Origin of the sequence: Trichocoleus sp. DQ-U1, assembly GCF_039961925.1 — a bacterium.
GTDB lineage: Bacteria > Cyanobacteriota > Cyanobacteriia > Cyanobacteriales > FACHB-T130 > FACHB-T130.
The window spans coordinates 50,047-70,564 of the sequence record NZ_JAMPKB010000025.1 but is presented as its reverse complement, the minus strand read 5'-3'; the positions used below and the strand labels follow the sequence as shown (position 1 = coordinate 70,564).

Annotated in this window: 13 protein-coding genes and 1 pseudogene; 6 read left to right on the top strand and 8 right to left on the bottom strand. The window is 48.3% G+C overall.

Annotated elements, in window-relative coordinates; all coding sequences use genetic code 11:
• Positions 1–234: 234 nt before the first annotated feature.
• Positions 235–1,104, bottom strand: a complete 870-nt coding sequence (locus NDI34_RS12815; RefSeq protein ID WP_348232839.1) for an FtsQ-type POTRA domain-containing protein — start codon at positions 1,102–1,104, stop codon at positions 235–237.
• Positions 1,105–1,790: 686 nt separating this feature from the next.
• On the opposite strand from NDI34_RS12815, the gene NDI34_RS12810 reads away from it, so the two are divergent.
• The 3 genes from NDI34_RS12810 (at position 1,791) to murD (ending at position 7,197) form a co-directional block, all read left to right on the top strand.
• On the top strand, positions 1,791–3,128 hold the full coding sequence (locus tag NDI34_RS12810; protein ID WP_190412310.1) for a P-loop NTPase fold protein: 1,338 nt from the start codon (positions 1,791–1,793) through the stop codon (positions 3,126–3,128).
• A gap of 330 nt (positions 3,129–3,458) precedes the next feature.
• Positions 3,459–5,609 carry a glycine--tRNA ligase subunit beta gene (gene glyS / locus NDI34_RS12805; RefSeq protein WP_348232838.1) on the top strand — a complete coding sequence of 717 codons (2,151 nt, stop codon included), beginning with the start codon at positions 3,459–3,461 and terminating at the stop codon, positions 5,607–5,609.
• Positions 5,610–5,823: 214 nt separating this feature from the next.
• Entirely contained in the window at positions 5,824–7,197 is a 1,374-nt protein-coding gene (gene murD / locus NDI34_RS12800) for a UDP-N-acetylmuramoyl-L-alanine--D-glutamate ligase (RefSeq protein ID WP_348232837.1), read from the top strand.
• 54 nt (positions 7,198–7,251) lie between these two features.
• Here murD and NDI34_RS12795 read toward each other — a convergent pair.
• From NDI34_RS12795 to NDI34_RS12775, 5 genes and pseudogenes are all read right to left on the bottom strand, one after another.
• Positions 7,252–7,506, bottom strand: a pseudogene (locus NDI34_RS12795) (DUF1830 domain-containing protein); the annotation flags it as partial.
• 115 nt (positions 7,507–7,621) lie between these two features.
• Positions 7,622–7,939, bottom strand: coding sequence for a hypothetical protein (locus tag NDI34_RS12790; RefSeq protein ID WP_348232836.1), 318 nt, complete (start codon positions 7,937–7,939; stop codon positions 7,622–7,624).
• Between the two features lie 391 nt (positions 7,940–8,330).
• Positions 8,331–8,693, bottom strand: coding sequence for a winged helix-turn-helix domain-containing protein (locus tag NDI34_RS12785; RefSeq protein WP_348232835.1), 363 nt, complete (start codon positions 8,691–8,693; stop codon positions 8,331–8,333).
• A 465-nt stretch (positions 8,694–9,158) separates the two neighbouring features.
• Positions 9,159–9,842: a response regulator transcription factor gene (locus NDI34_RS12780; RefSeq protein ID WP_190434382.1), complete on the bottom strand. Its 684-nt coding sequence runs from the start codon at positions 9,840–9,842 to the stop codon at positions 9,159–9,161.
• A 136-nt stretch (positions 9,843–9,978) separates the two neighbouring features.
• Positions 9,979–11,046: a M28 family peptidase gene (locus NDI34_RS12775; RefSeq protein WP_348232834.1), complete on the bottom strand. Its 1,068-nt coding sequence runs from the start codon at positions 11,044–11,046 to the stop codon at positions 9,979–9,981.
• 131 nt (positions 11,047–11,177) lie between these two features.
• Between NDI34_RS12775 and NDI34_RS12770 the strand changes: the two genes are divergently transcribed.
• Together NDI34_RS12770 and NDI34_RS12765 are read left to right on the top strand one after the other, a co-directional pair.
• The gene (locus NDI34_RS12770; RefSeq protein ID WP_348232833.1) at positions 11,178–12,452 is read left to right on the top strand and encodes a sulfite exporter TauE/SafE family protein; all 1,275 of its coding nucleotides are present in this window, start codon (positions 11,178–11,180) and stop codon (positions 12,450–12,452) included.
• Complete coding sequence (locus NDI34_RS12765) at positions 12,427–13,110, top strand: hypothetical protein (RefSeq protein ID WP_348232832.1); 684 nt, start codon at positions 12,427–12,429, stop codon at positions 13,108–13,110. The genes NDI34_RS12770 and NDI34_RS12765 overlap by 26 nt, the downstream gene beginning before the upstream one ends.
• A gap of 255 nt (positions 13,111–13,365) precedes the next feature.
• On the opposite strand, the gene NDI34_RS12760 is transcribed toward NDI34_RS12765, so the two are convergent.
• Entirely contained in the window at positions 13,366–14,355 is a 990-nt protein-coding gene (locus tag NDI34_RS12760; RefSeq protein WP_348232831.1) for a PRC-barrel domain-containing protein, read from the bottom strand.
• Between the two features lie 52 nt (positions 14,356–14,407).
• Positions 14,408–18,094: a chromosome segregation protein SMC gene (gene smc / locus NDI34_RS12755; protein ID WP_348232830.1), complete on the bottom strand. Its 3,687-nt coding sequence runs from the start codon at positions 18,092–18,094 to the stop codon at positions 14,408–14,410.
• A 223-nt stretch (positions 18,095–18,317) separates the two neighbouring features.
• Between smc and NDI34_RS12750 the strand changes: the two genes are divergently transcribed.
• Positions 18,318–20,396 (top strand): NACHT domain-containing protein, encoded by a 2,079-nt coding sequence (locus NDI34_RS12750; RefSeq protein ID WP_348232829.1) that lies wholly within the window; start codon positions 18,318–18,320, stop codon positions 20,394–20,396.
• Positions 20,397–20,518 lie beyond the last annotated feature (122 nt).

Sequence of the window (20,518 nt, the reverse complement as noted above, 5' to 3'; positions counted from 1 at the left end):
TTTTTAGTTTAGGTAGCGATATGAGTCAACTATAGGGTAAGTTGACCCTTAAAACCAATGAGAGTCATAGTGCATTGACGTTCTTGAAGAGGTCTGGAGTCAACTGTCTGAAGGCTGATCCTACTAAAAGATGAAGGATATTCGTAAAGTAGATGCGCTCTTGGCAGGATGAAGAATGAATTTAGCTCAAAAGACGCCTTCTGCCTAAAGCCAGAACTCGCGTTCCTTCCAAGCTTATAAGGTTTTGGTTTTTTTGGAAGGGTTGCCTTTTTTCATTTGAATTGCTGGGGATTCGGGGTTTTTGAGGTCAATATAGGCAATTTCGCTGGTTGAAAAATGTGCTGGCAAATCTCGCATTCGATCGAGGACGGTGAGCTGATAGGCAAACCGAGAAGTGTAAGCACCACAATGTACCCATCCTTGCTCGGTTTTCAGAATTAAATTGGCTGGGTTTTGCCAATCAATTTCAAATACTTTGACCGGACTGCGGCTAACGGCTTGGTAAAGTGCCGACCAGTAGGGGCGATATTCATCCCGATAGCCAATGATTTTTAAGGTCGGCAAGGGAATGGTGCGCTCTAGTTCGGTGTAGCTTTCTAAGGGCATCCAGACGCCTTGTTCGTCCAACAATCCCAATACCGGCTGCGATCGCGTTTTGCGATTTGAGGAGGTTTGGCTGGAAGCGGGAGTCTGGCGCGTGCGCGTGCGGAGGGCGATCGCGACTGGCTGTCGTTCCGTAACTTGTACGGTGAGTCCTGGCGGCAACATTTGCCGGGTAACGGTAGCTTCCTTGATGGCAGGTTGTAATTCCAACTTATCGGCGATAATTTGCGGCTGTAGCCGCAGCAAATACTGAGGGTAAGATAGAGGCAGCAGCGACCGAATCGCTTGGATTGAAAGCGTTTTATTGCCCTCAATCGCAATTTGATCGGGTTTGCGGATTACCCAAGCAGGTAAAGTTGTCACCCAAACTAAACTGCCTGCTAAACCGGCGACGAAGATCGCTCGCCACATCGCTTGAAAAGATTTTATCCGTCGTTGGCGACGTAGTTTTTGACGCCGTTGGCTCAATTCGGTTTGTGATACTGATGCGATGCTTGTCATCCTAACTTCTCAATCGGGAGTTTGTGGTGCTTGAGGTAGACTGCACTCAACACAGCTTGATGGTGGTTCGCCGTAAGTTTAGGCGCGTCCTTCTTTAACTTAAACAGAGCGCTTGGGAGTTCCGACTATCCCCTCCTGACGGGGCTATCGCCCTATGCTCGCCAATCCGCTGACCGGGGAGAAAGTCACGATCGGTTCGCTCGGCAATTTCATCTAACAGGACGTTAACAGAATCTCTTTCTCTTTTCAGTACGGCTCATCAGGAACTGTAGCGGGAAATTCTAACGTCTAAATATTAACGTGACCGGGTCATTATGAACTCTGTTTAGCCTACGGAAAAAGAATTTAAAATTGGGGATCGCTCTTCGCCGCCAAAATCTGGGCTTTTTCCATCGCTTTTTGGCTCACTCGGCACGATTCGGCGAGGCAATCATCGCAATTCGACCTGAATCGAAGCGCATCTGAGAACCAAGCTGAGAGCGATCGCGTTATAGCCGCAAAGTAGCCGGTGGTTATACGACTCAGGGCGAAGCATTCCTCTCAAATCCCCTCAACTCTACCAGGATGTATCTATCTCAGTGCAAGAGGGGTGCGCCCCTCCAGTCCGACTAGGGTCGCTTTAACGGAAGCTGTCTAGCAGTACAAAAATCAGTACAGGGATTGATCTGCATACTCAAGAGGTCGGCATGAAATTGGATTTGGAGAGATTCTATAAGGCTTGTAACCCTGCGAAGACGCTCATCTTCTCTAGGGCGGAAGATCGTCCCTACTATATCGATTTCTCAGCGGTGCGAGGTGGCAAAATTATTGAGGCGGTGGGGCGAACCATTGCCCGGATTTCACCCGACGATCCCACCAGTCAGCTATTTACCGGACACATCGGCTGTGGGAAGTCTACAGAGCTATTTCGCTTGAAAGCCGAGTTAGAACGGCAGCAATTTCATGTGGTTTATTTCGAGTCCAGTCAAGAATTAGACATGGCGAATATCGATATCAGCGATATTTTGCTGGCGATCGCGCGTCAAGTCAGTGAAAGCCTGGAAGAAATTCAAATTCGACTCAAACCGAGTTACTTTTCTAACCTCTTCAACGAGATCAAAGACATCTTGCAGACTCCGATTGATGTCTCCGCTGAAGCCCAATTGTCTGTGGGGATTGGCAAAATTACTGCCAAAACCAAAGATAGCCCTAAGCTGCGGGATCAGTTGCGGCAGTACCTAGAACCCCGCACCGAAGGCTTTTTAAAAGCGATCAATGAAGAAATCCTGAAACGGGCGAACGAAGAACTGAAGCGACGCGGTCAAAAAGGCTTGGTGGTGATTATCGATAACTTGGATCGGGTCGATCCTCGACCGATGCCTTCGGGAGGTACCCTGCCAGAATACCTGTTTATCGACCGGGGCGCACAGTTACGCCGCTTGAGTTGCCATGTCGTTTACACGATCCCCTTGTCCTTAATTTTCTCTAACGATTACGAAGCTTTGAAAAATCGTTTGGGGGGTGGGGTGGCTCCCAAAGTGTTGCCAATGGTGCCGGTGCGGAACCGCGATGGTCGGGATTGCGAGGCAGGAATGACGTTGCTGCGAAAGATGGTGATGGTACGAGCCTTCCCAGAAGCGAACGAACAGCAGCACCTAGAGCTATTGACCAAGGTTTTTGATGCTTCTGAAACGCTGGATCGGTTGTGCCGGGTCAGTGGCGGTCATGTGCGAAACTTACTGGGATTGCTTTACAGCTGTCTTCAGCAAGAAGATCCCCCCTTCTCCCGCGCTTGTTTGGAGAATGTGATTAAAGAATACCGCGATGATTTGGCGCTGGCGATTGACGAAGAGGAGTGGGACTTATTGTTTCGGGTGGTGCAGCAGCAAAATGTGAAGGGCGATAAAGAATATCAGACGCTGCTCAGAAGTATGTTTGTCTTTGAATATCGGGATGAGAATGGGCGCTGGTTTGGGCTGAATCCGGCTTTGATGGAGACGCCAAAATTTAAGTCTTTAGTGGCTCTTCACCCCTTAGAAGCGTGATGTATCTTGGATTGGGTCAGGATCGCGCTCCGATTGTTTTGCGTAGGGGCATGGCAGGGGCATTGCAATGCCACGCCCCTACAGAACGTGAATGCGTGAATGAGTGTAAGTTGATTTGATCCACGTTCCCGATCGGAGAGATTGACTTAAATCTGGGTACGGAGGAGGCGATCGCTTCCTCAACCTGATTACCAGTAGGGGCACGGTATTGCTGTGCCTCTACTCGACATCGTTTTAGATGCAGCCTGTCTGGATTCCCAGCGCGGTAAACTGTTTAAACTAACTGGTAACAGTCCGTCCAGACCCTGAATAATTAAAAGACAGCGCGCTATGAGTACATTTTTATTAGAAGTCGGTACAGAAGAATTACCTGCAAGCTTTGTGAACGATGCGATCGCGCAATGGCGATCGCGCATTCCTGCCAGTCTTACCGAAAATAGCTTGGCTCACGAGGCGATTGAAGTTTATGCCACACCCAGACGCCTCGCGGTGCTGATTAAAGGATTGCCCACTCAGCAACCGGATCGAGAAGAAGAAGTCAAAGGGCCACCCGCACAGGCGGCGTTTAAAGATGGGCTACCCACGAAAGCAGCAGAAGGGTTTGCGCGAAAGCTCGGTGTAGAACTCAACGCTTTAGAAATTCGCCCCACCGACAAAGGTGATTTTGTCTTTGTCCGGCAAACCATCGCCGGACGCCCAACTGCTGAAATTCTGACCCAGTTGGTTTCCCAGTGGATTTTTGGATTAGAAGGCAAGCGGTTGATGCGCTGGGGGGATGGGGACATCAAGTTTCCGCGACCGATTGAGTGGTTGGTGGCTTTATTAAATGATGCCGTACTGCCTATAGAGTTAGTCAATGGTTCGGAGACGATTAAAAGCGATCGCATTACCCGCGCTCATCGGGTTTTGCATCCGGAATCCGTGACGATTTCTCAGGCAGATGATTATGTCGATTCTCTGCGTTCTGCTTCGGTGGAAGTGAATCCAGAATCGCGTCAAACCAAAATTCAAGAGCAAGTCCAGGCTGCGGCTCAAAAGATGGATGGATACACCGAAATCTATCCAGATTTGCTGCAAGAAGTCACTCATTTAGTAGAGTTTCCCACAGCAGTTGTCGGAAAATTTGATTCTGATTTTTTGAGCCTCCCGACTGAAGTGATTACTACGGTGATGGTCACTCACCAGCGTTATTTTCCAATTTTTAAAGCTGAAAAGTCTAAAGAATTACTTCCCTATTTCATCACAATTTCTAATGGCGACCCGGCGAAGTCAGACATTATCGCCGAAGGAAATGCACGGGTAATTCGGGCACGATTAGCGGATGGTCAGTATTTTTATAAATCTGACTTGTCCCAGCCTTTAGAAAACTATTTACCCCAACTGGAAAAAGTAACCTTCCAAGAAGCTTTAGGGTCAGTTCGTGAAAAAGTCGAGCGGTTGGTTAAAATTGCCGGTCATATTAACGAGCAACTGCAATTGGAAGTGGATGAAAGGAACAATATTGAACGCGCTACCTTGCTATGTAAAGCGGATCTCGTAACTCAAATGGTGGGAGAATTCCCGGAATTGCAAGGCATCATGGGACAGAAATATGCTTTGGCAAGTGGCGAACCGGAGGCTGTGGCAACGGCAATTATTGAGCATTATTTGCCGCGAGGTGCAGGGGATTCTTTACCCCAAACGATAACCGGGCAAGTTGTCGCTTTAGCGGATAGGTTAGATACTTTGGTCAGTATCTTTGGGTTGGGAATGCTGCCTACAGGTTCTTCCGATCCCTTTGCTTTACGTCGTGCGGCGAATGCAGTGATTAATATCACTTGGGCAGCAGATTTACCGATTAATTTGCATCAATTGCTGCAAAAAATTGTTGCTGATTTTGTTGCTAAGTATCCCAAGACAAAATCGGAGGAATTAGTGCGGCAATTGCAGGAATTTTTCTTGCAACGCATTCGCAATCTCCTCCAAGATGAGCGAAATACTGATTATGACTTGGTGAACGCAGTTCTGGGAGACAACGATTCGGAATATACAGAACGAGCGTTAAAAGACTTATTGGATGTCCGCGATCGCGCTTTATTCCTCCAGACAATTCGCAATAATGGCAAGCTGAATGAAATCTACGAAACTGTCAACCGTTCGACTCGTTTAGCAGCCCAAGGCGATTTAGATAAAGCTCAGTTACAACCAGAGACGGTGGTGAGTCCAGAACTATTCCAGAAAGCATCAGAGCAAGCTTTTTATGATGCTTTAGTGCAGATAGTTCCGCAAACTCAAGCATCTCAAGAACAGCGAAATTACCAGCTATTAGTGGATGGTTTGGCGCAGATTGCTCCGACTGTTAGCACTTTCTTTGATGGTGCTGAAAGTGTTTTGGTGATGGATGCCGATCCCAATATCAAGCGTAATCGGTTGAATATTCTGGGTTTGCTCCGGAATCATGCTCGCGTGTTGGCTGATTTTGGAGCGATAGTGAAGAGTTAGTCGGAAGTTAATGGGTTTGATTTTGGGGAGTAAGCAGAAATTAGGAAGAAAAAAAACCGCGAAGGCGCACGAGCGGAGCCATGCGCGTTAGCGCTATAGGGCGCGAAGGAAGAATCAGGAAGGAGGCTATTGGTGGGAAATGAGTTTTTAAATACCGTTATCGCGATATGATACAGGATTGCTAAACTAGGGACTTTGCACTGCCATTTAGTCTATGCCCATCGCTCATATTATCGGTCTGGGAAAATCGGGAATTGCCGCTGCACGGTTGTTAAAACGGGACGGTTGGGCGGTGACGATTAGCGATCGCAACTCGTCCGAAAATCTCCGCCAAGAACAACAACAGCTTGCCAACGAGGGCATTGACGTGAAGTTGGGCTATTCCTTGGAACTTAACGGTTCCGATTTGCCCCAGATGATTGTCGTCAGTCCCGGCGTTCCTTGGGATGCACCGATATTAATAGAAGCGAGGAAGCTAGGTATCGAGACAATTGGAGAAATAGAACTCGCGTGGCGATATCTCCAATCTTGTCCTTGGGTAGGCATTACTGGCACTAACGGCAAAACTACCACGACAGCTTTAGTTGCTGCGATTTTTCAAGCGGCTGGTTTCCATGCTCCCGCCTGCGGCAATATCGGCTATGCTGCTGGGGAACTGGCGTTGGCGGAAAAGCCCCCAGATTGGGTAATTGCAGAACTCAGCAGTTATCAAATCGAGTCCTCTGCTACAGTTGCTCCGAAAATCGGGGTTTGGACAACCTTCACGCCGGATCACCTCAGCCGTCATAAAACCCTAGAAAACTACTACAACATTAAGGCACAGCTACTGAGTCAGTCTCAGCAGCAAGTGTTGAATGGAGACGATCCCGAACTGCGAAAGACTGCACGCGATCGCTTTCCCAATGCTTACTGGACAAGTGTGAGGAAAGCCGATTTGATTGGCGAGAAAGGTTTCTACATCGAAGACGGTTGGGTTGTAGAGACGCAAATGGCATCTCCACAAGCTGAAAAACAAGGTGAAAAGATTGTGCAAGCATCGGCGTTGCGGATGGTGGGAGAACACAATCTGCAAAATCTCCTGATGGCGGTAGCGGCGGCGAGACTGGCAGGAATTGAGAAAGAGGCGATCCAAGAAGCGATCGCGAACTTCCCCGGCGTTCCCCATCGCCTGGAACACATCTGCACGCTGGCGGGGATCGATTTCATCAACGACAGCAAAGCCACCAACTACGACGCCGCCCAAGTCGGATTAGCTTCCGTCACAAGTCCCGCAATTTTAATTGCTGGTGGTGAAGCCAAAGCAGGTGATGACACCAGTTGGTTAGAGACGATTCAAGCCAAAGCCGCCGCCGTATTACTCATCGGTGACGCCGCCCCTGTTTTTTCCCAGCGACTACAAGACGTTGGCTATTCCAGTTACGAAATTGTACAAACGATGGAGAAGGCTGTCTCTAGAGCGGCTGAATTAGCTCAAGCTCATAGCGCTAAAGTTGTCTTACTTTCTCCAGCCTGTGCCAGTTTCGATCAATACCAAAATTTTGAGCAACGCGGCGACCATTTCCGCCAACTTTGCCTTGAGTTATTGTAGCAATTAGAACTGTAGCATTTAGAACTGTAGCATTTAGACGAGTTCAGCTGCCAATTCTTGAATATATAGCTGATTGCAAGGGATTGTATCCGCTAGACTTGCATCGAATATCATACCCGTATGAATTTCTAGCTGAGCATCCGGTAACGCTTCAAAGAAAAAACGTTCTTTTGGAAAAACAATCCGCTCAAAGTACCAGTTTGGGATATTCGCAATCCGAGCGATCTGAATTTGGCTGGTGGAATTGATATAACAGCAGAGAATTCTATCAGACGAATTTGGAGGAAGAGAATCAAGTATCTGAGTCATAACTATCCTACTTCTGTAAGGCTGATGATGAATGAATCTGGCTTTGCCGAAAACTCATACCAATTCGGTTGCTAATTTATAAAGCAGGGAATCGGTAATTTGTAATGTCTTTTCTTTACAGGATAGGGGTAATGCGAAAAGGCTGTCGGGTAAAATCCTGCCTTAACTGGGTGCTTATCCCATCAAGATTAAACTGAGCAACAGTCATTTTGTTGTACTCATCTTGCATAAATTCATGCAGCATCCAAAACCATCTATCTCGATAGGGGGTGCCTTCAGTAAATCTTGAAGCAAGTTTGTAAGCATCTCTCATGGATACCAAGAACCCGTATTTATCGATGTCTTCTTCTTTTATACAATTTTTCTGCCAATAGACTGTAAGAGAATTCAGAGTCGCTTCATCAAGTAAATAAATTTCTTCTTTTTGACTCATTTTGTATTATTCAACAGAATCTGTTGCCCTGAATAAACTGCTGTGAAAAACATCTTAAGATTAACCAATCAGATAAATGAAGAAGCAGTATCGCAGATGATTTTTTGAGATTGTTTGCTCAATGTTGGTTGTTTAAGCTTCTTCCCATCTAACGGTCTATGTGAAACCCTGGTTTAGCTTTGACAAGAGTGATTAAATTTGGCATTTCCTGGTAACAATAGCTACAAAACCAGTAAACTTTCCCCAAAGCCGCATGGCGGACTAAGGGCTGGGAACAGCAAGGACAAGAAGGCATTTTTCTTTTCTATTCAAACGCTTTATCTAAAAGTTAACGCCTAAAAGTGAAGAAGTCGGGAAGAAGGAAAGTTAGATTTTGTCAGCGTAACCATGCTTAAGGTCGGGGCGGGCTGTTTTGGAGACGATAACCTACGCCATAAACGGTTTCAATTAAATCAGCGGGTGCGCCCACTGCTTGCAGTTTCCGCCGTAAATGCTTAATGTGAGCCTTGATGGTCTCTTCATGAGGCATTTCTTCAGGCGGCCAAAGGCGTTGAAGAATCTCATCTCGCCTCAATATGCAGCGACCCTTTTTCAAGAACAGTTCTAGTAAGCAACACTCTTTTGCAGTTAAATTCAGAGGTTGACCGGCATAGGTAGCTTCATGGGTAGCTGGATTGAAGTGTAAGTCTCCCCACTTCAAGACCGACTGCAAAGCCGAACCCTCTGAGTCCATTACCGTTTTGGCAGAAGCCAATAGCCTTATCAGTTTTTCTCGCTCTTTTCTTAGTTTTCTTAGGCTATTTCGCTGAGTGATTAGGAGCTTTTGTTGCTCAGTTAGTGCTTTTTGTCGCTTTTCATGGTTATTTTGACATGTAATCAAGTTTTTTTGGCTCCTTATCCTCGCTTGTTGTTGTCTTTCACTGGCTTCTGATTGATTAAGAGAGTTATTTGTATCGCTACTATGTGTGAAATTCATTTGTTTTAGGTGTAAACAAAAACGACACTAGCAGAGTAAAAGTTGCATTACAGCTAGAAGATTTATGACTGTATGGCTGTAACGAACTTCGATTTTTTTAACTTATCTACGATCTATGACATTAGTGCCAACTATGACGTTAGTGCCAAAAAGTGAAAATCTGAGGTCAGGGTAAGATTCAATCGATAGTTTGGGGGACTTCCCTTCCGATGAAGCGATCGCCCTCGTTTCACTGAACGCTACTTAAACCTGAGACTCTTGTTTCAAGCGATAGCCCAAACCATAAACAGTTTCAATCAAATCACTCGGGGCACCAATCGCTTGCAATTTCTGCCGTAAACGCTTGATGTGGGTCTTGATTGTTTCTTCTTGCGGGATTTCTTCAGTGGGCCAAAGGCGGTCGAGAATCGCACTCCGACTCCACACCCGGCGACCATTTCGCACGAACAGCTCGATTAAGCGATACTCTTTTGCCGTCAATTCCAGAGGATGACCGCCATAGGTGACTTCACAGGTAATCGTGTTACAGCACAAGCCTTCCCAGTTAAGGATGGGTGGTACCGTCAAACTACCCCGACGCAGTAAAGCACGGATGCGAGCAAGTAACTCTTGCTTGTCAAAAGGGTAAACAACATAATCATCTGCGCCTGCATCTAATACCATTACCTTCTGAGCAGCGCTATCCTGAGTAGCCACGATGAGGACAGGAGTGCGATCGCCCATGCACCGCAATTGTCGGCAAAAGTCGATACCGTTCAAGTTCGGCAAGCACAAATTCAAGATAATCAAGTCGTAGGGAAAGGTTTGCGATTGCTCCCATCCGGCTTGACCATCAGGGGAAAAATCAACTACATAATTTTGGTCAACGAGCGCTTGGTTCAGGGTTTTAGCAAGGTATTGCTCATCTTCCACTAGCAGAATTCTCATAGGAGCTTCACTGAAAAAGTGAAAAACTAGGGAAAAGTTGGGTGTTTCCCTAGAGTATCACCGAGAAGCTGATTAAAGCATTGCTCTTTAGCATAGGATATAAAAAACGTCAACTATTTTTGGGCAATGCCAGCCGTTATTGCCCGAAATTGCTGCCAGCAGATGGTGAGGAGGTGGATGGCTCCGATTCCAGGCGATCGCTCTCCAAAAGCCGAGCGCTCGCGTTCGCAACGAGCTGGGCGGCTCCTTGGAAGAAGGGTCGATCTAAATTGGTCGGCGTATCGCTGGGCTGATGATAGTGGGGAGTCCGCAGATTCGCTGTATCGGTCAACAGCACTGCACCCACTCCCCGATACCAGAACGGCGCATGATCGCTACGCAACACATCGGGGGTCATGAGACCTTTTAAAGGCACGGGTACGGTGAGAACCAGGGGTAAACCGGGTTGAGCGGACTTTTTAAAAGCGTCTAGCAGTGGCAAGTGTTCGGTGTCGCCGACGACCGCTAGAAAGTCGCCTTTATCGCTGGGTGGAGTGATGGGCAAACCAGGGGGAAGTTTCTGGCAGCCTGGGGTGTAGCAAGCATAGCCTACCATATCCATGACGATGACGCCGCGCAGGTTATCTAAATTTGTCTGCTTTGCGGCAAAGGCGAGACTGCCCCGCAGTCCCAATTCCTCTTGGTCAAAGAATGCCAATTGTAGCGTCCGGGGAGTAGGGCGGGAACCGAAAAGACGGGCCATTTCCAGAATTACGGCAACGCCGCTGGCATTGTCATCGGCACCAGGAGAACCGGAAACGGTGTCGTAATGAGCTGCGATGAGCACGGTTCCGGCTTTCTTGTCGGTGCCTTTGCGAGTCGCAACGACGTTGACGCCGCCCTCAAAGGTTTGTAATTTGGGCGACCAGCCCGATTTTTTGAGCGATTGGGTGAGATATTTGCGAGTGCGATCGCGTTCTGTCTGGGTGTAGCGCTGAAAGTTTAATGCGTTGACGTGCGCCATCAGCCGCTTTGGGTCTACATTCGGGGCATTGACGGGTTTCTCAGACGCCACTGCTATGTCGAAATGCTGGACTGGAGGTGCTGGAGTGCTTTCTACCCGGCTTTCAATGACTGGTTGCGATCGCTGCTGGAAGAATTCATGGCTGCTGACGGCGACTGCGATCGCGACCAGTGCTAACACCGAGACTATCCATTTCCTCATTTTTCCACCTAAAATTACCGTTTGTTTATCGCCGCCCCCCGTCCAGACCTAGAATAACGACTGAGGGAGTTGGGTCTATTCCAGCTTTCGACCGAACAAGCCGCTGGAGAGGTTCCTAAGAAACAAACATAATGTTGGATTTGTTGCTAGTCATGGCTCTGGGATTTTTGGGGAGTTTTGGTCACTGCGTGGGAATGTGTGGCCCTCTCACCGTAGCGTTTTCCCTGTCCCATCAGCAAAATACCGCTCCCCGCTGGCAGCAGCAACTGTATTTTCACGGGCTATTAAATTTGGGGCGGATTGTTAGTTATACCCTCACGGGTATTGGACTTGGGGCACTGGGTTCTCTATTAATTGCCGGAGGGCAATTCGCTGGAATCGGAAGTGACTTGCGCCGCGCGATCGCTATTTTGACCGGACTGATGCTGATCTGGTTTGGCTTGGCACAGATTAAACCAGATTTCCTGCCTCGGCTCCCGATTTTACATCCCCTCAAGCAAGGCATCTGGCACAATCGTCTGAACGCCGCAATGGTCAAGCTGTCGCTGAAATCGAGCCAGCCGCCCGGAGGGGTATCTACAAGCGATCGCCAAAATCGCCCCGACTTAACACCGGCTTTATTGGGCCTGGTTTGGGGCTTAATCCCCTGCGGATTCTTGTATGCGGCTCAACTCAAAGCAGCGGAAACGGGCAGTCTCTGGATGGGGGCAGCAACCATGCTCGCTTTTGGGCTGGGAACGCTGCCCATGATGCTGGGTGTCGGAGTGTCGGCATCTAAATTAAGTGCTGACAAACGCAGCCAGTTGTTTCGGCTGGGCGGTTGGGTGACGCTGACGATTGGTATCCTCACCCTGATGCGAACCGGCGACACAATGGTAGATTACACGGGACACGCGGCGTTACTGTGTTTGATGCTGGCGCTGATTGCCCGTCCGGTTAGCCGCTTCTGGTCGCAATTCTTACATTACCGCCGCGCCTTGGGAGTGGGAGCTTATGTGCTGTCCCTTGCCCACATTTTTCACATGGTAGAGCATACGCTGAACTGGAATTTCAACGCAGTGTTTTTTATGTTACCAGTGCATCAATGGGGGATGGGCGCGGGAGCGATCGCTTTGGCGTTGATGACTCCAGCGGCACTAACCAGTTTTGACCGGATACAGAAATCTTTAGGCAAACGCTGGCGACAGATTCATCTGCTGAGCATTCCAGCGTTTCTCCTGTGTGTAATTCATGCGGTGCTAATCGGTTCCCATTACCTCGGTACTTTAGGGGGGACTTGGGCGAATCAGCTGCGGGTAGGGCTACTGGGAATGGTGGCGTTGGGTGTATTACTGGTGCGAGTTCGCTGGATTTGGTCACTTTTTTCACTTGAAAAATTATATGTCCCTCCTTCCCAGTCTCGGTAAAAGCTCTTTACAAATTGACCAACCGTATCTTAATCAGAAGGGTTGGGGGAATCGCGGATATTTGTTGCAGACAATAGGTGAAACGGTGTTCTTCCTGACACTACTGGTTACACCCGCGACTGCCCATAAGGTACAGATTGCAGAAGATGTCGGCGGTACCCTGCACATTGAACCCAATGACAACCCCAAAGCTGGAGAACCTTCTCTTACCTGGTTTGCACTCACTCGCAAAGGCGGTCAGGTCATCCCCTTACAGCAGTGTGATTGCCAGTTAACCGTCTACTCTGAACCCCGCACCCAAAACGCCTCGCCCATCTTGTCGCCCCCGCTAAAAGCCATTTCCGCAGAAGGATATCAAGGCATTCCGGGTGCCGAGATTGTTTTCCCCAAGCCGGGGACTTATCAGGTGCAACTCAGCGGCACACCTGCATCGGGAGCAAATTTTCAGGCGTTTGAGCTAAAATTTCCCGTCACCGTGGCAGCAGGGACGGCGGTGCCAAAAGTTAGTCAGTCTAGCCAGCCATCTAGTCAGGAGCCAGTTCCTGGGGATAGCTTGGCTTCCGCTAGCGCGAACAACTTCGTATCCGCTAGCGCGATCGCTTTCTTCGTCATTCTCGGACTGGGAATCGCTTGGCTTGTCTGGCGGCGAAGAAAGTAAAGATGCTGGGAGACATTGCGCCGTGCAATTTTCTTGAATGAAAATCCCACCCGCTGCTTCTAACTTGCTTTAGAAGCATCCGGTGGGACTTGTGTTCTGGATGGCGGTTCTCACGCTTAGTGCATACGCTCGGAACCTCACCCCCAACCCCTCTCCGTGAACGGAGAGGGGAGAATATTGAACCCCTCCCCGTAAACGGGGAGGGGCTGGGGTGGGGTTCAACATTCACGAGGAGGGACTGGGGTGGGGTTCACCTTAATAGGTGCCGTCTTCGTACTCCGGCGCTTTGGTTTTTTCAGGAATGTTTAGGCGGGGTGCTTTGTAAGGCTCTGGTTCCTCAGCATCTTCCCAAACATCTTTCTCCTCGTATGCGTCTTCTTCGTAGTCCTCTTCGTCATCGTATGGCTCAGATTCCACGTAGGGTCGCTCTTCATAGCGAACGCCCCGCGTTTCGGTTGTCGCCTCGCTCCAGTTATCCTCTTCGTCGTCTTCTTCGTAATAAATGGATTCGGCTTGGCGCTTCCGAACTGGCTCTGGTTCTGGTTCGTCCCACTCGTCCTCATCCCAGCGGTTGTCAACGACTGGGGTGGAAGTGCGGAGTGGCGTGACAGTCGGGGTGCGAATGGGGATACCAGTTCCCAGCTGCTTGTCTGATGCAACCGTCGGCTGGAAGTAAGCTTCCTCGTCTTCTCGTTCCCAAGGCGCTCTGCCAATGCCCAGACGCTCTAAAACGCCCACCGTTAGCTGAACAAGACGCTCTTCGGAGCCTTCAAATACAATTAATCGATTCGGGCCACTGCTGACAATTTCCTCAATCGGCAGCTCATAGGTGCTAATCACTTGGTCGGGAATTTGCGGCAGCCCCAAAGATGCCACGATCAATGAGTAAACTTTGCCACTGTCAGGATCGAACTTGAAACTCCGGACTCTGCCTAGAAGTTCGCCCGTTTCCGTAATCACTTCGCTGTTGATCAGGGTGCTGTAGGCATCAACGTCGATATCTTCAATAACGTCGTCATCTTCAACCAAGATCACATCGCCCATCTGACGGATGCTATCAAGGAGCATATACCGGGGCATTCCCGCAATCGAGAGCAGATTGTCTCGCAAACCGAGCGCCACAACCTTGCGCTGATCGATGTCTACCAATAGCTCCTTGACAACACCCACGCGCTTACCAGTGTCGCGGGTGATGACTTGGGTATTTAAAATGTCGGAGCGTTGACGGATTTGTTCAGATGTCATTGGAGGCCGAATCCCGATCTCGAATCCTATTAGTTACTAATACTAATTCAAATCATACAGACTCTTTTTGAGACTGCAATTTTAGTCCCAAAACTTGGGTGTAAGCTCCTCGCGCCTGAGTGACGCCGATCGTGCGTTCAGATGACTCAATCATAGGGCGTCGGAGACTCACAACAATAAACTGCGCCTGCATCGCTTGTTGTTTAATCATTCTAGCTAATCGCTCTACGTTTGCCCCATCCAAAAACATATCGACTTCATCAAAAGCATAGAATGGCGAGGGACGGTAGCGTTGCAGGGCAAAGATGAAACTCAGGGCGGTGAGGGATTTTTCGCCGCCGGACATGGAAGCAAGCCGCTGTACGGGTTTGCCTTTGGGGTGTGCAACGAGGTTTAAACCTCCAACGAAAGGATCTTCAGAATCGTCGAGTTGTAAATAACCATCGCCATCGGAAAGTTCGGCAAATATTGACTGAAAGTTTTGATTGACTGCATCGAAGGCTTCTTGGAAGGCGCGGCGTCGGAGGGTGGTGAAATTTTCAATTCGCAATAACAATTCGGTGCGTTCTGCTTCTAATGTTGCTAATTTCTGAGTGAGTTCCTCTAATCGGGTGGTGGTACGTTCGTATTCTTCTAACGCCAGCATATTGACGGGTTCCATTGCTTGCAGGCGTTTGGCGATCGCTCGCATTTCTTTTTGCAATTGTTCAAGTTGAGTGATTAAGGAGTCAAAGGCGATCGCTTCCGTCTCAGTAGAACCCGGATTGACAAGCATGGGCACTTCTGGCAGCGGATCGGGTAATTCTGCCTGTTGCGCTTCTAGCTGCGGTTGCACAGTGGCTAAGGCTTCCCGGTGCTGTTGTTGGGTTTCTTGGAGTTTTTGCTGTTGCCATTCCAGCTGCTGTTGGGAAAGATGACGCGATCGCAATTCTTGTTCGGCGCGATCGCGTTGTTGTTTAATTTCCCCTAATTTCTCCTCTTGCTGTTTTAATCCGGCTTGGGTTTGGGCAATTTGAGTGATAAGTTCTTCGGCTTTAGTGTTGAGGGCTGTTAGCTGATTTTGTTGTTCTATCTGTTGCGTGCGATATTCTTGCAAGCGCTGCTGACATTCTTGGATTTTTTCTTGCGATCGCTGTTGCTGATTTTCCAAATCTTTTAATCTTTGCTCAGCAGTACGAAGCGCTTTTTCCCGTTCTTGCAGCTGTTGTTCGCCGGTTTTAATCGTCGCCTGAATTTGTTGCCATTCGCTTGAAGTTTGAGATTGTTCTAATTCTGCTAAAGCTTGCCGCAATTGTTGCAGTTGCGCTTCCTGCGCGGGTAATTCGGCATTAAGGGAGGCTAAGCGAGACTCAGCTGTATGGAATTCTTGGGTATTTTTAGAAAGAAGCGATCGCGCTTGTTCTGTTTGTGCAATTAAGTTCTTAATTTCCTTTTGCAACTGTTGGCATTGCAGTTCTTGTTCCCGCCGCTTCGCCTTCGCCTCCGTCAATTCTTGACTCAGATGCTTGGTTTTTGCGGTCAAAGAACTGATAATCTCACCACAGCGATCTAAAATTCGCTCAATCTCTTGCAAGCGATTTCTCAACGCCGCTGCTTCTGCCGATTCTGCCGCGTCAGCCGTCCCAAAATGCAGCCCAGAACGTTGATTGCTACTGCCACCCGTCATCGCCCCGCTGCTTTCCAACAGTTCCCCATCGATGGTAACAATCCGGTGCTGCCCCAAGTGACGACGCGCATCATTGAGGTTTTCAAAGACAACGGTGCTGCCGAAGACGTAGGCGAAGATATCCCGATATCGCGCCTCACAATCAATCAAATTCACCGCATAGTCAATAAATCCATTCGCATAACTCAGGGCGACGGTTTGAGAAAATCGCGGTGGCTGAATTTTATTCAGGGGTAAGAAGGTGATCCGCCCTGCCCGTTTTTGTTTCAGCAGTTCGATTCCCGCCGCTGCCACGCCATCATCTTCTACCACCAGATTTCCCAGACGCCCACCAGCGGCGGTTTCCAGTGCCAGCTGATAGCGGGGTTCAACCCGCCCTATCTGGGCGACTAAGCCGCAGACACCGGGTAATCCAGATTGCAAAATCACTTTGGTGGCGAAGGTGCCTTGCGCTTCTTGCTCGGCTTGGGCTTGAGCTTCGAGTTTATCGAGTTGGCGTTGTTTGTCCCTTTGTTCTTGTAGCAGTCGCTTCTGAGTTTCTTGCTGGATTTGCAACTCGTGTTCGGCGGCTGCCAGAGATTTCGCTAAGGATTGGATTTCTTGGGCATAATCATTGAGTTGTATTTCAAAATCAGCCAATCGAGACTGTTTTGTAGTAGATTCCGGCTCAATTGTTTTTAAAAGCTGGTTTTGCTCCTCGATTTGCCGCTCCCAGTTGGCATAACGTTCTCTGAGTTGCGCTTGCTCTGTCCGTTGCGGTTCGACCGTTTGCAGTAAAGTTTCGATTTGGCGATTTAGGGCGGTTTGTTGCTGCACCCAAGCTTCCGAGGCGGCAGCGATCGCACTGGCGGCTTCCCGTCTTTGCTCTAAAACTTGCTGCGCTTCATCCCGTGCGGCACGTAGAGACGCGATATCGTTGGTTTCGATAACTTGTTGTTCTTGAGCGAACTGTTGCAGCTTTTGCTGGTGTTGTTGAAGACTTCGCTCCTCGTGTTCTATATTCGCTGTAGTATTCCCAATCGCTGTTTCTAACTCGCGCTGCTGGCGTTGTGTCGCACGCCGTTCCGCTTCCTGAGTCGCGAGAACCGATTGCAAAGCCAGAAGTTCTTCTTCCCCCAGCGCTTTCACTTGCGCGTTGAGTTGGTCGAGTTCTGCGGTTGCTTGCTGGATTTGACCATTGAGGGCAGTTAGTTGGGTGGTTAACTCAACACAAGTGCGATCGCCTGCGGCAATTTGCTCTTTGAGGCGTTGCTCTTGTTGTTGAAGGCTTCGCCATTTTAGAACGACTTCCCACTGTTCTTTCTGCTGAAGTTCGGCGCGAAGTTTTTGGTATTTTTCAGCTTTGATGCGATCTTGAGATAAGCGATCGCGTTGGGCAACCAGTTCCGCCTCAACGATGCGACAGCTATCTTCCCGCTCTTTAACGGAATCTAGCGTGTTCTTCGCCTGCACAATTTTCCGGTCAAAGGTCGCCACTCCAGCCAATTCATCAATTATTTCCCGCCGTTCTCGCGGGTTCATCGAAATAATCCCGGTGACATCTCCTTGCAACACGACGTTGTAGCCTTCTGGATAAATCCGCAGGCGGTTCATTTGTTCGTGGAGTTCGGTGAGGTTGCAGGATGCGCCGTTGATGTAGTAATTCGAGGTGTACGTGCCTTGCTGAGTGACTCGCAGTTTCCGCGTCACACTCCAGTCTGAGTTATCATTTCTCCCCCCCTTTTTAAGGGGTGGCAGGGTGGGATCGTCAGGATTTTCTCCTTGCCCATTGTGCGTTTCCTCCTCCTCATCTGCGAAAGCATGCGGTACATCAGACAAATCAAACGTCACCGTCACGCTAGTCTCCACCGTGCCGCGATGGGTTTGGTTGTGATTCACCAAATCCGGCAAGCGTTCCGCCCGCATTCCCTTAGAACTGGCGAGTCCGAGGCAAAACAGCAGCGCATCGAGAATATTCGACTTCCCCGAACCATTAGGGCCAGAAACCACGGTAAACCCCGGCAGCAACGGAATTGAGGTAGTGCCGCCGAAGGATTTGAAGTTACTGAGTTCCACTCGCTTGACATAGACCATAGGTGCTGGTCAATTAGGCTGTTCGGGTAGGTACAAGTGTATCAGCGTAATGATTCTCAACAGGTTAGCACGGGGAATCAGGTGGATGAAAGATGATCGCATCGCAGAGGCACAGAGGAGGAGAGGGATAGAATAGCGACGAATTTATTTGTGTGAGTATAGTGCGATTATGCCCAGATTGAGGTTGCGATCGCTTGGCATCTAATCCTGGTTATTTTCAAATATGACAACTTCTGACTTCCTTCGGCTACTGCTTTTATTGCTGCTGGGATTGATTGCCGTTATTGGGGGGCTTCTGTCTAGCACATTTGACAAACAAAAGTCCTTTCGCGGCAAGTGCTTCATTTTTGGGCTAGGAATGTCGTTTGGAGTGATAGGCATCCTGGGTGCCGGGTTAATCGGTACGGCACAGGCAGAGCAAAACGCCGATTGGATTCAAAAGGTTTGCTGGACTTTGGGCTTTGGCTACATCTTTGCGGTGCCAACGACGCTGTATTTGCTCAGAAGTAGGCAAGGAAATAACGCTGAAACTTCCAGCAATACACCAGAGGCAATCTCACAGCGATGGCGGCAGGAATTGCTGGCAATTATGCTAACTGATGTAACAGTGCGGATGGAAGACTCTCTGCATGATGATGAGTTGATTCCGCTGCTGATGGAAGACCAACGGGAAGAGGTAGGACGACCTCCAGAAGTAACGGTAAATGCTAAACCGTCTCCTAATTGGTGGGAGAAACTACCGAAATTTATACGAGCAACCGCTGAGTCTGAGCCTAGCAAAAAAATTATAGATGTCTTTGAGCGAGATGATATTTCAGGCAGATTGCTAATTTTAGGTGCGCCCGGATCGGGCAAAACCACGATGCTGCTAGAACTGGCTCAAGACTTGATTTTAGCTGCCCAACAACAGCCAGAAAAGCCAATCCCGGTAATATTTGAACTTTCTAGCTGGGAAGATGATAAGCAAGCGATAGCTGACTGGCTGGTAGCTGACTTGAAGTTCCGCAATAATATCCCAGAGGCAATTACTCGTGAGTGGTTGGAAACAGGGAAATTATTGCCGTTGCTAGATGGTTTGGATGAATTGAAAACTCGTCAGGGAATATGTATTGACAGAATTAATGAGTTTCTGCAAACCACTTCTCGTCTATCTCAGATAGTCGTCTGTTGTCGTGAGGAAGAGTACAAAACGAGTGAGGAAATTTTGACGCTACGGGGAGCAGTTTGTCTGAAACCGCTGGAAGAGAAGCAGATAAAAGGCTATTTGCAACGGTTAAATTGCGGACATCTCTGGCAAGGTATCCAGAACGATCCATCTGGATTACTAGCGTTAGCAAAAATGCCGCTATTCTTGCATCTCATTCCGGTAGCTTATTCAAATGGTTTAGAAAGCAAAGCTGAACGCTTCAATTCTCCGGCTGAACTCGAAGCATACCAGGAGAAATGCCGCAAAGACTTGTTTGATGCTTATATCAAACGCCGCTTAGAACTGCCTCACGACTGTCAAGGATATGAACCGAAGGAGAGTAACCGCTGGTTGATTTGGCTAGCTAAAACCTTAAAAGAGCAGAAACAGACAGAATTTCTGATTGAAAAAATGCAGCCAACTTTTTTAGATACCCCTAAACAGAAATTGCTTTCGGGGCTAATTTTCGGGTTAATTTTTGGGCTAATTGGTGGACTAATTTTTGGATTGATTTTTAGACTGTTTTTTGGGTTAATTTTTGGGTTAATTTTTGGGCTGACTTTTAGGAAAATAGAGCTAGCTGACGATTTGAGTATTACTTGGAAAAAAACTCGGAAAGGTCTAATTAAGGGGCTGACTGGTGGGCTGGTTATTGGGTTGATTGGTGGGTTGATTGGTGGGTTGATTTTTGGGCTGAGTATTGGGCTGATTACTGGACTGACTAATGGGCTGATTGCAGAAGAAATAAGAAACAGAAATCGACCCAATCAAGGGATTATAAATTCAGCAAAAAATACTGTAATTATTACTTGGATTCTCTTGCCTATGGGGATGATACTTTACGCAGCCCCATTCGTAGCTAGAGAGCAGTTTGTTGAACCCATAAGTACAGTGATTCCTGGACTTGGATGGGCAATACTATATGGTATCATCTATGCTGGTTTACCTGTCATTCAACACTTCGCCTTGCGCTTAATATTGTGGAAGAGTGGGGCGATTCCCTGGAACTATGCGCGTTTTCTCAGCTACGCAAATGAGCGTAGGTTGATTAAACAAGTCGGTGGACGCTATCGCTTCATTCACGACTTGTTAAGAGAACACTTTGCCAAAATGTAACTGTATATAGCAATCCTCTTTGAATATTGATATGCCAGCGGTTCAGATACCTGACTTCTTGAAGAAGTCGGGTATCTTGCCTTCACGAATTATTGAGGATTACTATCTGCCTCAGAGTAACA